We start from the raw sequence: 13,515 nt of genomic DNA, 5'->3' as shown, positions 1-13,515 counted from the left end.
CACAAATAGAGCGCTTACATAATAAGTCGCCGTTACTAGCTCTTGGAGGTTGAACTTGGATGCGCGCGGCTGTTTTTCGGAAGTTGTCGTACATTGCGGTGTATGAAAAGGGAAGGTGTTTCGTTCATTGGTTTGCGGGTTACTTAAGAGGCGGTTCATGATTAATATATCAAATATACAATTTATGAACAGTAGTTTTGAGGCTGGTATACCTGCATCATACTCTGACCCTACGGGATCTGTAAAGAAAAATATTGGATTCCGAATACGAAAGTTGTATATTCATTATATCTGGAGGAGAGTGTGAAACCATGACGATTCCAACGAAACGGATCCCGTTATATAATCAAATCCGCACGTATATTACCGATCAAATTGACCGAGGCGAGCTTCTCCCCGGCGATCGTCTGCCTTCGGAAAACGAGCTTGCGGAGCTCTTCGGCGTCAGCCGCATTACGGTAAAAGGCGCACTGTCCACGCTTGTGAAAGACGGCACCGTGTACCGCATTCAAGGCAAAGGCTCATTTATCGCGCAGCAGGCGCAAGGCGAGCCCCTCCGCTACCAGTCGCCGGAAAGCCGGAAGCTGAAGCTGATTTCGCTCCTTATTCCAAGCCTAAAAACCGCCTATATGGTCAATCTGGTGCGAGGCGTAGAACGGGCCGCATCAAGCAAAGGCTATCGCGTCATCGTTTCGCTTACGCTTGAGTCGGTCGAGACGGAATGCAAGCTGCTTGCCGAAGCCGAAGAATTCGGCGTCGCCGGCGTGATCGTCTACCCGGTTGAAGGAGAAAGCTACAACGAGGATATTTTGCGATTGACGCTGCGCGGTTACCCGGTCGTCGTCATCGACCGGTATTTGAAAGGGCTGGAGACCAATTGCGTCTGCACCGACCATTTTAACGGCGCCTATGATGCAACCACCCATTTGATCGAGGCGGGACATACCCGCATCGCCTTTCTTACCGCCCCTTATGCAGGTACGACCAGCATGGAGGACCGCTTGGAGGGCTACCGCTGCGCGCTTGCCGACAATGGCATTTTCGGCGATCCTCGGCTCGTGTTTACCCAAACGGACCCTGATCACATCGAGCGCTATTTGAAGGAAAATCCTGATATTACCGCCGTGTTTGCGCTGAATTCGTCACTTGGCCTGAAGGTCTTTGCCGTGGCCGAACGGCTGCACCTTGCCATTCCGGGCCAGTTGTCCGTCATTTTCTTCGACGACTACGAATATTCTACGAGGTGGGCGCTGCGGCCGACCTGCATCCTCCAGCAGGAAGAAGAGATCGGCGCGCAAGCGGGCAAGCTGATGCTTTCGCTTATCGGCAAGCCCGATCAGGAGCGCAAGAAGATCGTCCTGCCCCCGCAGTTAGTCATCGGCGGCACGACGGCAGCGCCGACCGTCCGGGCTTGAGCCAAAATGTTTCTAAATCGCTAGAAGTGGGTATACAACTCGTAACAAGAAGATATGTTAACAAGAAGATATTTTGGATACAGGAGCGTCGAGCAATGACACAGACAGATAAACTCTTTTTACGAACGGAGAATCAGGAAGGCAAATGCATCGTTTATGTCGGGGGCGAGCTGGATCTGGAGTCTGCTGTTCATATGCGCGCGGTCATGACGCCGCTGATCGAGCTGACTGACCGGGAACTGATCCTCAATTTACGCGAGCTTCGTTACGTTGACAGCACCGGAATCGGCATTCTCGTGTCCGTTCTCAAGGCCAGACACGCCAAGCAGGCGCCGTTCTCCGTGGAGGCTGTCCCTTCCCATATCCGCAAGCTGTTTGATATGACGGGCATCACTCCATTTCTACTAAAACAAGCCTAAATCGCGAGCAGCAGAAAGGGACGAAACAACGATGAACCATAACGAAGAAGTAATCACCTTACAGGTGCCGGCTTCAGCGGAATATATTGACTTAGTGCGGTTGACCCTCTATGGTTTGGCCGTCAAAATCGGCTTTTCCTTCGAGGAAATCGAAGACATGAAGGTCGCGGTATCGGAAGCGTGCAACAACGCGGTTCTCTACGCCTACGGCGATCTGGACACGGGCATGGCCGCGCAAGCTCCCCAGCCTGCTCCGCTGATCGAGGTGCGCTTCGTGAAGAAGAACGATGCCCTCTCGATCATCGTGAAGGACGACGGACGCAGCTTCGATGCGGCAGCGGCCGCAGCGCGCGCAAAGCCCGTGGACGGCGGCTCGATCGACGATCTTCAGGCGGGCGGACTCGGTTTATATCTCATGCAAGCGCTAATGGATAACGTGGAAGTGAACTGCGAGATGGGAACGGAAGTCGTTCTTACCAAGCGCCTAGTCAAGAGCGGTGAATTGTAATGAGCGCGCAGCCGGTTAAGCAGCCCAAGGCCTCGAGCATGGAACTCATTTTGGCTTATCAGAGCGATCCGTCCAATGAGATCGCGGAGCTGCTCATTGCGCATTATGAGCCTATGGTTCGAATGGCTGCCGGTAAAATTTCGCGTAATCGCCCGGATTTATACGAAGATCTCATGCAGGTCGGCCAGATCGCGCTCCTCCGTTTGTTCGGCCAATTCGACAGCGCGCTCGGCGTGCAATTCGAGCCCTATGCCATGAAGAGCATCATCGGCCATATGAAAAATTATTTGCGCGACAAGTCGTGGTATGTCCAGGTTCCGCGCCGGATCAAGGAGAAAGGCATCGCTGTGCAGCAGGCGATCGACGATCTGACCGTGACGCTGGAGCGCTCGCCGCGAGTGGAGGAAATCGCTGCCGCTATGGGGCTGTCCGTGGAGGAAACGACGGAGATTCTGGCAGGCCGCGAACTCTACCACTACGTCTCGCTGGATACGCCGATTTCGGAGGAAGACAGCACGTCTTCGCTCGGCGATTTGCTGGGCTCGGACGTTGACGATTTCGATAACATTGACAGGCGGCTCGATTTGCAGGCCGCGCTTTCCAAGCTGAAGCCGGAGGAACAGCGGGTTCTGCTGCTCGCTTATCAGGACGGCCTGCCGCAGCGGCAAATCGCCGAGCTGTTGGGCATCTCGCAGATGAGCATCTCGCGCATCCAGCGCCGTGCCATCGACAAATTGAAGCAGCTGCTGCAGGAACAGAACGAACAAGATGAATAGAAGCACGCATGTTGGCCTTGCATGAAGGCCGCAGCGTGCTTTTTTGGTTTGGCGCGGTTATTGTCTGCTGCTTCGGGCCTGTTTTTGGATAAAATTGTCGGCGGCGCAGTTGTGCAGTACGCTCGGTTCGCGTTATGATGGTAACATGTTATACGTATGTACGGACAAGCAGGAGGCTATTAAACCATGATGCATCGGATGCTGCAATTTCCGCAAGCGTGGGAATGGCTCATGCTTCACGATCAGCGGCTGGCGGCAACGTCCGGTCTTAGCCGCAGCAGCAGAGCTTCCGGTGAAGATGCCGCTGCGCGGGCAGCCGGCAGTAACGCACGGGGAGCTTCGGGGGCTAGTCTGGGGACTATTGTTGAGACTGCTGCCGAGACCGGCGTGCAGGCCGTCATCCAAGACCATCCCGAGCTGGCCGGCTGGCTGCAACAGATCAAAGGCAGTGCCCACAATCAAATTATCGTCACGGAGCTTCCTGGCGGCACCTCCCTCCTTCACGGAACGCTGCTGTTTCAAGTGTCGGATGATGAGAGCGACGTGCTTCCTTTGCATTTTCGGCTGACCGGCCGGAAGCTCGTTACGTATATGTCGGATATGCGCTTATCGGTTCGAGTGCAGCTGGATCCTTGGTATGAGAAGCTGCAGCGCTGCCAGAACGCGCCGGAAGGCTTCTTTGTGGTGCTTGGCGCGATCTTGGAGACGTTCCATGCCGGGCTCGACCGTTTCGAAACGCGGCTTGGCGATCTCGAGCGGAAGATGCGCAGGCAGAACCGGACCGGCCTCATGAACGTGATTTTCGAGCGGCGCTATGAACTGCTGCACTGGAGCCACTTGTTTATTCCGATCAAGGAAATTCAAGGCGCGGCAAAGGAAGCGTTCATGGATACGCTGCTTGAGCAGGAAGAGTTCAAGCGGATGGAGCTGAAGCTGGACCGCATCCAGGGGCTGCTCGACCATTACGCGATGGAGATCGATACGCTGTTGATGATGGATGACGCGATTTCGAGCTTCCGCGGCAACGACATCATGAAGACGCTAACGATCTTTACCGCCTTGTTCATGCCGGCTACCGTAATCGGCGCCGTCTGGGGCATGAACTTCGACAACATCCCTTGGGCCGGCGAACGCTGGGGCTTCATAACCATCAGCCTGGTCATCGTCGTCGTCACCATCCTCATTTACTGGTGGCTCTGGCACAAGGGCTGGACGGGCGATTTGCTGAACGGCCGTCACAAAGGCGAAGCCGCGAGCAGCGCGAGAGCCGCGAGCAGCGCGAAAGCCGCAAGCAGCGCGAAAGAAGACGATGAAGCCGCGACGCTGTCGCGGCTTCGCCGAGGCGGCAGCCGTGCCGGCGACGCCGGCAGCCCGGCGGCGAAGCAAGAGCGGCGCCCTGCCGGCAGCAAAGGCAGCGGCGGCGTCGAACACGATCCGCCGCTGCCTTCGCGGTCGAACCGGTAGGACGCGGCGCGCGGGGAAGAGCTGAGTGCACGTTTTCGTGCTCTCAGCTTCTTTTTTTCGGCGGTTTTGGCGGTAAAAGCACGTTTCGTGGTATCACCCACCTGTGCGATCATCTTTGAATCGATTTTTCCGACTCTCAACTCCAATTTTGGCTCATTTCTTGGTTGAGAGTCGATTTTACCCACTCTCAGCTTCCATCGACCGGCTACCGCTCGCCAAACAAAAAGAGCCCCAACACATGGGGCTCCCTCCACTACTTCAAATCGACGACGACCAGGCAGCGGTCATCGGATTGCAGCTCTTCCGGATCGCGCGAGAAGAGCGCTTGCTCCAGCTCGTGCAGCGAGGCGTGCATGCCGAACGGCTTCAGCAGCGCGGTGAGGCTGGTGCCGCGGTCCTCCTCGTAGTCGCTGCCGACGAGGTCGTAGATGCCGTCGGTGAGCAGCACGATCCGGTCCCCCGGCGAGACGGCGAGCGTGTGCTTCTCGACGGCCATCTCGCTGAACATGCCGATCGCGATGCCGCCTTGAGCGAATTGCTCGATCGTGCCGTCACTGCGGATGAGCATACCCGGCGGATGCCCGGCATTCACGTACTCGAGCGTCCCGGCGCTCAAGTCAACGACCATGTAGAGCCCGGTAAAATAATACTGGACCAGCTGATCCGCAAACTGCAGCTGCATCGAGCGGCGGTTCAGCTCCTTCATGACGCGCCGAACGCCAACCTGCTTCGTCATCGCTTCCTTGAGCACCGAGGCGATGAACATACACGCGAGCGAGGATGAGATGCCGTGTCCCATCGCATCGATGACGGCGATGCCGTAGCGGTTGTCGTCAATGCGGTGCCAGGCGTACAAATCGCCTGACAGCTCCTCCGACGGCCGGAAAATCGCATCGATCGCGATCCGCTCATCGTCCACCGGCTGCGGCAGCGCCGCAAGCTGCACCTCGCGCGCCAGCTGCAACTCCTCGCGCATCCGGCGGTCCCGCTCCTTATGCCAATCCTTCTGCTCCTTCAGCCTCAGGGCGACCCGAATCCGGGCAAGCAGCTCGATCCGGTTAATCGGCTTCGTCACGTAATCGATCGCGCCCGCATCCAGCGCCTCGGCAAGCTTCTTGGAGTCGCCGATCGCCGTCACCATGATGATCGGAATATCCTTCAGGCGAGGCGACCGGTTTATCATCGAGCAAGCGGTAATCCCGTCCACGCCCGGCATCATCATATCGAGCAAAATCAAATCGATGCCGTGGCTGTCATCTCCCGGCCCATTCTCCCGCTCCTGCCCGTTCGCCTTCAACCCGAGCAGCCCGAACAACTCCATCCCGGACGAAGCCTGTAAAATATCCGTATAGCCCGCCCGCTTCAAAATCTCTTTGACAACCGTAATATTCATCGGATTGTCATCCACCACAGCGATTCGCATCTTCAAGCTCCTAGGCATTTCTTATCTCCTTATCGTTCACCTGTCCAGCACGTCTTTATGTATTTCGTTACCCCGATAGTCATGCTTTTGAATCGATAACGGCAGGACAGCAGCCTAAGGCACACCGGGCTATAGTCTCATACACTGGTAGCAAGGAGAGTGGTCAGCAAACATGAACAATGGCAATGGGATGGACATTCGAACGGCCATCTTTTTGGCTGCGGTTTGCGGGCAAACGTATGTGCAGTACAACAACGACGGACTATTCCTCGTGCCTACGACCTATCGCCTCGTCGGGCAGTTCCAGGCCGCTTCCTATACCGGAAACGAAGAGCCCTTCGGCTTCGTGCTGGAATCCGACCGCGCGGCCATTCTAGCCTTCCGCGGCACAAGCTCGCCGACCGACTGGGTCATGGATATGATTGCCCAGCAAGTTCCCTTCAAGCCGGTCAAGAACGGCGGCTATACGCACCGCGGATTTACCGAGGTGTACATGTCAGCCCGCGATCAATTCCTCCGGCTGCTCGATCAAGTGCCGAAGGATAAACCGCTCTTCGTCACCGGTCATAGCCTCGGCGGAGCGCTTGCAACGCTCGCCTCCCTGGATATCGCCGTCAACCGTAAGCCATCCGCCCTAATTACCTACACCTTCGGAGCGCCGCGTACGGGAGATCCCGTCTTCGTGCGCACCTACAATGCGGTCGTCCCGCTCACCTTCCGGGTGCAAAACGAATTCGACGTCGTCCCCCACCTGCCGCCGCTCGTTTACCAATCGCCAAAGACCGATAAAACCTATTACTACTTGCACGTGAAGGAAGAAGCAAAGCGGAGCTTTCGGATGGGTTCGGTAGGCGGCAACCATATCATCAGCAGCTATTTTGCCGATTTGGCGCGAGAAGCGCCCGCATTCGTGGCAGCGACCTGTCAAAGCCCCCCTGGCTGGTGTCCTCAGAAATGAGGAGCCGGCGGGGCGGATACATATGGCATGCGAGCCGCGCCGATTAAGCCAAGCCGGCGATCCGGCTTCGCTCTGCTTTGGTCAAACCTTTCAGCACCAATTCATAGGAATGCTTAATCATATCGCGCAACTCATCACGCGGAATCGACCCGTCAAGCGCGATCGAGTTCCAATGCTTTTTGTTCAAATGATAGCCCGGCGTTACCGCTTCATACTGCTGACGCAAGTTTTCGGCGATGACCGGATCGCATTTCAGCGAGATGCTGCCGCCCGACAGCAGCGCGAACATTTTGCCGCCCGCCTTCATGACAAGCGGGTCCGGGCCGAACGGATAATCTTTCTCCGCCCCAGGCATGGACAAGCAATACTGGGCTAACTCTTCCATCGCTACAGGTTCTCCCTTCCATCCGCAAACGTATAGTGCGCAAAGGCTGCGGCTTGTCCGTAATAGGCGCCTGCCTCGTCATACAAATTCCAAACAACGGCCTCTTCGATCCGAAATCGGCGCCCGCTGCCGGAGATGCGAATGCCGCTATAGTCTTCGATGTAACCCTGCCTGGCCACGGCTTCCAGAAACCGCTGCCGCTCAGCTTGAATCATCGGCTCCGCGGTATGCCGCGATTCGATCCGCGTGAAGGCTTCCCAATCCATTTCCCATAGTGATAAAGCCGCGCGGTTGCCGTAATTCAATACGGGGTCCGCTTGCGTCCCATGCGAAAGCACGACCATATCCGCTTGAAACAGCGACTCGGCCGCCGAATCCCGCTCTTCCCGCTCCAGAAGCGGCCTGCCTAGCAATTTATTATAGCTGTCCAAAATAATCTCGGCATGGCGCTCCCCCGCGCCTGCCCCTGTCAATTGCCCGATCATGGCCCCTAGCTCCTTCTATTGCCTATGATTTAAAAAAAACTGAAGGTGAGGTTCACCTTCAGTTCTTCGAGTTCTGCAGCTATACGCCCATTTTCTTGCGCTGGTTGTTGACTTTTTTGTGATTTTGGCTCTTCATCGTTTGTTGGTTGCCGCCCGGGCCGTGCTTCTGCTTGCCAGCTGCATTCGCCTGATCCAATTTCTTCTGTGCAAGCTTCTGCTTCATCGCTTCAGCTAGAGAAACCTTCTTCGGCTCCTTCTGCTCTTGCGATTCCGGTGTCGTTTGGTTATCTGCCATTTAAGATCACCTCGTCTGATTGTACTAGTTGTATTGTAGCTTTTTTTTCGCCCGCTTTCCAGTAGACGAAGCATCAAAATTCACGGTTTCACCGGGCGGGCTATTCTAGGGACCGCTATTCTCGAAGCGCCTCATATAATTTGGTGGATTTGACGCTGCCGCTCCCGGAACGCAGCAAGCCGCGAAGCCGGGCAACCTCCTGCTGCAAGCGATGCTTATCTCCCCGCAGCTGCTCAATCTCCGCCTGTGCCTGACGCAGCTGCTCCTGCAGCGTCTCTATCGACTGTTCCATCGCCGATCGCCTCCAATGCTCAACTTCGATTCGTTATCTTATTATAACGCTATAGCGGCACGCAGTCATTTTCACGAAATAGCCACGCTGACAACCGTTAAAATTCATTCCGGACAATAGGTTCACAGCTATAAATAAAGCCCCGGCCGCGATCGGCACATGACCATCCATCGATCGGCCAAGCACCGCCTTCGCCGGAGCAGCTATAAGCTTATTTCACCGTGATAGCGACCTTCTGCGTCGACACTTTGCTAAGGGTAGGCGACCATGTCTTGACGTATGCCGAAATTCGTACCGAAGCCGCCATCGGCGAAGCGGTGTTGACCGGTTTTGTAGGCAACCAGGGTTTCATTGAAGAGTCGCGTGAGCCTGCGGGCATTGGTTCTCTTCCCCACAAGTAAAGGGTCTCAGGCATTGTAAAGCTCACCGCTAAGCATTTTCTCTTTTTCTGTTCTCATGGGATAGCCTCTTCCTTAGTGTTGTTGGATATTGTGGGTTTTCCTCTGTCAAGAAAGACATTTAACCGTTCCGAGAAAAGCAGCATAGCTGCTGCCGATATGACGATATAGAGCGGGAAGATGCCGATGGTCGAGAGCCCGGCGAGCAACCCGAGTAACGGTGGCATCAAGGTGCTCCCTGTATAAGCGACAGCCATCTGATAACCCATGATTCGTCCGGCATTCGCTTTGCCAAAACGAACAGGCGTCTCATGCAACATGCACGGAAAAATCGGCGCAAGTCCCAGTCCAGTAACCAGTAATCCGGTAAGCGAGAAACCGGCCGGAAGCGGCAGCAGCAGAAGTAAAGCGCCGGCAAACGCCGTGATCTGACCGTAACGGATTAACAGCTTATTACTCAACTTTAGCGTTACGAATCCGGTAACAAACCTTCCGATTGTAATGCCTGCGTAGTAAATGGAAACCCACTTTGCGGCTTCGGGGGCTGAGAGATCCTTCACATTGACCAGATAACTACCGCCCCACAGGCCAACGGTTGACTCGACCCCGCAATAAAACAAGAACGATGCCAGCGAATACCCGACGCCTTTCACTTTCCCCAGCTTGTCCGCTGACGAATCTGCAGCTGGTTGCTCCTGTTCCAAGCCGGGTACCTTGATATCGGCCGCACGACTCCATAACGGGAGCGAAACGGCAAGCAAAAGGACCAACGCGAACTGGATGCCTGCCACGGCAAGATACCCGTCTCTCCAAGATGCATTCCCCGACAAGAATGCGGCCATAATCATCGGACCCGCCGTCGCGCCAACCCCCCAGAAACAATGCAGCCAGCTCATGTGATGGGCTTTGTAACGTTCCGCCACATAATGGTTAAGCGCGGAATCGACGGCCCCTCCGCCAAGGCCAAGGGGTATGGCGCAGATGGCAAGCCACAAAATGGACGGAGCATACGAAAATCCTAGCAGCGCTCCGGCTGTCATCATGCAGCTCGCAAACGTAACTCGCCCCGTTCCGAATCGTCGCACAACGGCTCCGCTAACCAAGCTGGACACGATCGTGCCGACCGTGACGGTCATAGACAACACGCCTGCCATCCCGAGCGGCGCTCCCAGATCCAGCCGCATGGCGGGCCATGCAGCCCCGAGCAAGGAATCCGGTAGTCCGAGACTAATAAACGCCAAATAAATAATCAAAAGCAAAATCGTCCCCATGTAGGTTAGCTCCAGTCAATAAATTAATCGTTGAAAGCAGTTATCATTCGTTCCAGTCCAAGACGTTTCAAGCCTTCTAAGTAATCTTCTTTCCAATCGCTCGCCGTAAGCTTGGGCAGATGCTCCTTTGGGGTATAGCTTGCACTTTGGGCTGCAATGGTTTCCAATATGCCCTCGTTTATTTCGTCGCGGCAAAAGATAACTAAACTCGGATTCAAGATTGCCGTAAATGCGGAAACCAACCTGCTCACGGCATCGATACCTTGGGCCTCATGCATGTCGGTGACCATACCTTTTGTACTCGTAATCGCCTGTTGGAAGTTATGTCGGTCATACAGAGGTACGAAGGAGATCTCCCCTGAGAATGACGTGCTTCCCCGCAGTACATTGCCGTTGACCAATATGCCGGCCCCCGGTCCGTTCTGGCCAAAGTAAAGGTAGATCAGTGAAGGGTTATCGCGGGTATCCAACTTGTCATGGTAGCCCAATACGGCTGCGTTCATATCATTCTCTACGACGACAGGGAGTTTAAATCTTGTCTCCATGGAACCTTTCAAGTCAAAATCCTGAAATTTTTCATACCCCGGAATATATATGATTCGCCCGCCGTTGACTGATCCAGGTACGCCGAAAGCCAACGAACCAATTCTAGGGTAGCGCTCGATGAATAACTCGATTTGACTTGTCAGTGTTTCGACGCCGTCCTGAAGAAACCCCGATACGGCACCTTTCTCCTTTACTTCCCCAAAACAGTTATAAATTGTGTATTGCGTTTCCATCTTTTCAAGAAATAGCGCCACTCCTAGCTTAAATTCCGGATTATACGCGTAACGCTGAGCCCTTCTGCCTCCGCTTGAGTCATCAAAACCACCTGACAATAGTTCACCTTCCTTTTCCATTTGGGAGACAAACTTACTGATTGTCGGAAAACTAATCCCCAGCTTTTCACATAACTCGACTTTCGTTGCGCTCCCGGACGCTATCAGTGCTGTACGTATGTTTGTTAAAATAACTTTCTTCATATCTTTAGTCGTCGATATAGTTTCGCTCACAATTCCACCACCATTTTCGTTACTTATTAAACGCATTTAATAAGTTTTTATCATATCAGCATTTCTTGATAAAGGAAAGCCCTCAGTATAGAACCGTCTTGCCGTCTTCACGTTATCCACGGCCGGATCGAGCTCCGCGTATGCCCCGATGTAAGCGCCGTTCTTCGGCTCAAAAATCGCGCCGTGCGTATTGGCCGAGCCTAGCGCCGACGCGTTCGTCTCCATACAGGTGGCATCTCACCTCAGATGGTATGACTTGGAAAGATATTCTTTTACACAATCTGACATGATTCGTCACGCTGCAACCTTCTCAGATATCGAAGCGTCCACAATTATATAACTCTAGCACCATGGAAGCAGCGACCAGTTGGTAAATGAGACTACAGCGTCTATAATGATCTTTATATGGTTTGCGCTTGTACTAGGAGGATCAGCAATTTTGAAAACGAAAACACGAATACCGTCCCTCATGATCGGCGCGGCACTTAGTGCCGTTATCCTAATGACTCAGACCTCATGCACCAATGATTGGTTCGGCCGAGGCTCTTCGGACTCTTCGAGCAAAAATGCGGCAACAGCGGAGAATGCGGCTGCAGGTAAAGTCAAGACCAGCACCGGCAAGTCAGACGACGATAACTCAGGTTCGGCTGCAAACGCCGGCTCCGCAAGTACCGATTCCGATAAAGAGAGCGTCAGCGCTTCGGCCACATCTCAATCAAGCGCGCTGCTGGCGTTCTTGCGCGAGAACTCGCCGTCCAAGACCATTAAGAAGAAGAACGGCGTCGACTACGTGACGAACACGGACAGCCCGCTTATCCTCGTAAACAAGAAGCGCGAGCTTGCATCGACCTACGTGCCGCACGATCTTGTGAAGGCGAAGGTGGCCTTCTCCTTCTCCGGCGACAGTCCGAAGCAGCAGATGCGCAAGGTTGCCGCCGAAGCGCTAGAGAAGCTCTTTGCCGGCGCGGAGAAGGACGGCATTGAGCTGAAAGCCGTGTCCGGTTACCGCTCCTACGTCTCTCAGCACGCCGTCTTCAACAACTACGTGAAGAAGAACGGCGAGCAAGAAGCAAACACGTTCAGCGCTCACCCGGGTCAAAGCGAGCATCAGACCGGGCTTGCAATGGATGTGTCCAGCGCCAGCGCCGGCTACGATCTCACCACGGACTTCGGCGATACGAAGGAAGGCAAATGGCTGAAGGAACACGCTGCGGATTACGGCTTCATTATCCGCTACGAGCTCGGCAAGGAAGAAGAAACCGGTTATATGTATGAGCCATGGCATATCCGCTATGTCGGAGTCTTCATTGCGCAGGACATCAAGAAAAGAGGCGACACGCTGGAAGCTTACCTGGCCCAGTTCTAAATATGTTGCGCTGAGCGCTAAGATGCAGAAAACCAGCCCTTCTGGCGCGAAGGGCTGGTTTTTTTGTTACTCACCAAGCTTGCGGAACAAGTCCTTGAACACGGAATCGCGGTGAGCGAAGTGAACATAGCGGATGAAGTGGCGGGAATGATCGACGCTCCAGCGGAAATCCTCCGACAGGATCGGGCTGTGGACAAGCGTGCTCGGCATCCAATCCGGATTGTTCAAATACGCGATGGTCGAGATGTCCCAGATGACGCGCGAGTAGCCGAAGTGCTCCGGGCTGCAGTTCAAAAACGTCTCGTATAAGTACTGGCCGACCGGGCCTTGATCGCGAACGTAGTCCTTGACCTCGGACAGCGTCGTCATCAGATGGGAAGCAACGCCCGCGCAAGGAATCAACACGAGCGGCACGCCGCTGTTCAGCACGGTGCGGGAAGCGTGCAGATCTTGGGCCAGATTGAACTCCCTCGCGTCCCTCCAGTGCAGCGCATGTCCGCCCAGCCAGACTACGACGATTTTTTCAATAATCCTCGGCTCCATCAAGATCGCGGATGCGACGTTCGTAATCGCGCCGATCGCCACGACATACAACGGGTCTTCATCGGAAGAAGCCATCGCCCGCTCGACCAAATTTCGCGCAGCATCGCTTTCTTGCGGCGTGAATGGCCCTTGCAGATAATCCTCTGAGCCGCGGTAAACCGGAATATCCGCCATTTCCGGCATGATCGAGCGGATCTTGAGCAGCTCGTCGTAGCTTTTCTCCATGCCGTCCTTCGGCCCGGAAGACAGATCGTTATAGAACGGAGCGGCGTAGAAGGCTTCTACGCTGACGCTCTCCGTAGATTTCAATGCGTAGATGACTGCGAATTGATCGTCGATTTCGTTATACGTATCGGTATCCAATACCATGCGGACCTTGCGCTGCGGATGCGCGAGCCGCTCTAGCAGCTTTTGCTCTGACAATGCGGGAAATGAGATAGTCATGCCAGGTTATCCTCCTTGAAA

At 54.7% G+C, this 13,515-nt stretch carries 17 protein-coding genes; 8 read left to right on the top strand and 9 right to left on the bottom strand.

Translation table 11 applies throughout. The features are described from left to right. Positions 1-311 precede the first annotated feature (311 nt). The 5 genes from DL346_RS16395 to DL346_RS16375 all read left to right on the top strand — a co-directional run bounded on the left by DL346_RS16395 (position 312) and on the right by DL346_RS16375 (position 4,582). The gene (locus DL346_RS16395) at positions 312-1,415 is read left to right on the top strand and encodes a GntR family transcriptional regulator (protein ID WP_112883240.1); all 1,104 of its coding nucleotides are present in this window, start codon (positions 312-314) and stop codon (positions 1,413-1,415) included. A gap of 95 nt (positions 1,416-1,510) precedes the next feature. Continuing rightward, positions 1,511-1,834 (top strand): STAS domain-containing protein, encoded by a 324-nt coding sequence (locus tag DL346_RS16390; protein WP_112883239.1) that lies wholly within the window; start codon positions 1,511-1,513, stop codon positions 1,832-1,834. A 31-nt stretch (positions 1,835-1,865) separates the two neighbouring features. After that, the gene (gene rsbW / locus DL346_RS16385; protein ID WP_112883238.1) at positions 1,866-2,342 is read left to right on the top strand and encodes an anti-sigma B factor RsbW; all 477 of its coding nucleotides are present in this window, start codon (positions 1,866-1,868) and stop codon (positions 2,340-2,342) included. Beyond that, the gene (locus DL346_RS16380; RefSeq protein ID WP_112883237.1) at positions 2,342-3,118 is read left to right on the top strand and encodes a sigma-70 family RNA polymerase sigma factor; all 777 of its coding nucleotides are present in this window, start codon (positions 2,342-2,344) and stop codon (positions 3,116-3,118) included. The genes rsbW and DL346_RS16380 overlap by 1 nt, the downstream gene beginning before the upstream one ends. Before the next feature lie 186 nt (positions 3,119-3,304). Continuing rightward, the gene (locus tag DL346_RS16375; RefSeq protein WP_112883236.1) at positions 3,305-4,582 is read left to right on the top strand and encodes a magnesium transporter CorA family protein; all 1,278 of its coding nucleotides are present in this window, start codon (positions 3,305-3,307) and stop codon (positions 4,580-4,582) included. A 253-nt stretch (positions 4,583-4,835) separates the two neighbouring features. Here the strand turns inward: DL346_RS16375 and DL346_RS16370 are convergent, their stop codons facing one another. Further along, positions 4,836-6,005, bottom strand: a complete 1,170-nt coding sequence (locus DL346_RS16370) for a PP2C family protein-serine/threonine phosphatase (RefSeq protein WP_112883235.1) — start codon at positions 6,003-6,005, stop codon at positions 4,836-4,838. Between the two features lie 172 nt (positions 6,006-6,177). On the opposite strand from DL346_RS16370, the gene DL346_RS16365 reads away from it, so the two are divergent. Continuing rightward, complete coding sequence (locus DL346_RS16365; protein WP_240633236.1) at positions 6,178-6,963, top strand: lipase family protein; 786 nt, start codon at positions 6,178-6,180, stop codon at positions 6,961-6,963. 43 nt (positions 6,964-7,006) lie between these two features. On the opposite strand, the gene DL346_RS16360 is transcribed toward DL346_RS16365, so the two are convergent. The 4 genes from DL346_RS16360 to DL346_RS29100 all read right to left on the bottom strand — a co-directional run bounded on the left by DL346_RS16360 (position 7,007) and on the right by DL346_RS29100 (position 8,420). Then, entirely contained in the window at positions 7,007-7,348 is a 342-nt protein-coding gene (locus DL346_RS16360) for an MmcQ/YjbR family DNA-binding protein (protein ID WP_112883234.1), read from the bottom strand. Between the two features lie 2 nt (positions 7,349-7,350). Next, a complete protein-coding gene (locus tag DL346_RS16355; protein WP_112883233.1) occupies positions 7,351-7,833 on the bottom strand; it encodes an MEKHLA domain-containing protein in 483 nt (160 codons plus the stop codon). A 79-nt stretch (positions 7,834-7,912) separates the two neighbouring features. Continuing rightward, the gene (locus DL346_RS16350) at positions 7,913-8,128 is read right to left on the bottom strand and encodes a hypothetical protein (RefSeq protein ID WP_112883232.1); all 216 of its coding nucleotides are present in this window, start codon (positions 8,126-8,128) and stop codon (positions 7,913-7,915) included. A gap of 115 nt (positions 8,129-8,243) precedes the next feature. Continuing rightward, positions 8,244-8,420, bottom strand: coding sequence for a hypothetical protein (locus tag DL346_RS29100; RefSeq protein WP_165822535.1), 177 nt, complete (start codon positions 8,418-8,420; stop codon positions 8,244-8,246). 272 nt (positions 8,421-8,692) lie between these two features. Here DL346_RS29100 and DL346_RS29765 point away from each other — a divergent pair, with 272 nt between their 5' ends. Then, positions 8,693-8,821 carry a hypothetical protein gene (locus tag DL346_RS29765; RefSeq protein WP_276311562.1) on the top strand — a complete coding sequence of 43 codons (129 nt, stop codon included), beginning with the start codon at positions 8,693-8,695 and terminating at the stop codon, positions 8,819-8,821. 53 nt (positions 8,822-8,874) lie between these two features. On the opposite strand, the gene DL346_RS16345 is transcribed toward DL346_RS29765, so the two are convergent. The 3 genes from DL346_RS16345 to DL346_RS16335 are packed head-to-tail and all read right to left on the bottom strand — an operon-like array spanning position 8,875 to position 11,366. Then, positions 8,875-10,089 (bottom strand): MFS transporter, encoded by a 1,215-nt coding sequence (locus DL346_RS16345; protein ID WP_112883231.1) that lies wholly within the window; start codon positions 10,087-10,089, stop codon positions 8,875-8,877. 23 nt (positions 10,090-10,112) lie between these two features. Continuing rightward, a complete protein-coding gene (locus tag DL346_RS16340; RefSeq protein WP_112883230.1) occupies positions 10,113-11,141 on the bottom strand; it encodes an ROK family transcriptional regulator in 1,029 nt (342 codons plus the stop codon). A 36-nt stretch (positions 11,142-11,177) separates the two neighbouring features. Further along, a complete protein-coding gene (locus DL346_RS16335) occupies positions 11,178-11,366 on the bottom strand; it encodes a hypothetical protein (protein ID WP_112883229.1) in 189 nt (62 codons plus the stop codon). A 214-nt stretch (positions 11,367-11,580) separates the two neighbouring features. Between DL346_RS16335 and DL346_RS16330 the strand changes: the two genes are divergently transcribed. Next, positions 11,581-12,507, top strand: coding sequence for a M15 family metallopeptidase (locus tag DL346_RS16330; protein ID WP_240633234.1), 927 nt, complete (start codon positions 11,581-11,583; stop codon positions 12,505-12,507). 66 nt (positions 12,508-12,573) lie between these two features. Here the strand turns inward: DL346_RS16330 and DL346_RS16325 are convergent, their stop codons facing one another. Continuing rightward, positions 12,574-13,494, bottom strand: a complete 921-nt coding sequence (locus tag DL346_RS16325) for a nucleoside hydrolase (RefSeq protein ID WP_112883228.1) — start codon at positions 13,492-13,494, stop codon at positions 12,574-12,576. Positions 13,495-13,515: the final 21 nt, after the last annotated feature.

Source organism: Paenibacillus montanisoli (assembly GCF_003268025.1).
Lineage (GTDB): Bacteria > Bacillota > Bacilli > Paenibacillales > Paenibacillaceae > Paenibacillus_Z > Paenibacillus_Z montanisoli.
The sequence above is the reverse complement of the archived record's forward strand: the minus strand, read 5'-3'. Positions and strand labels throughout refer to the sequence as shown.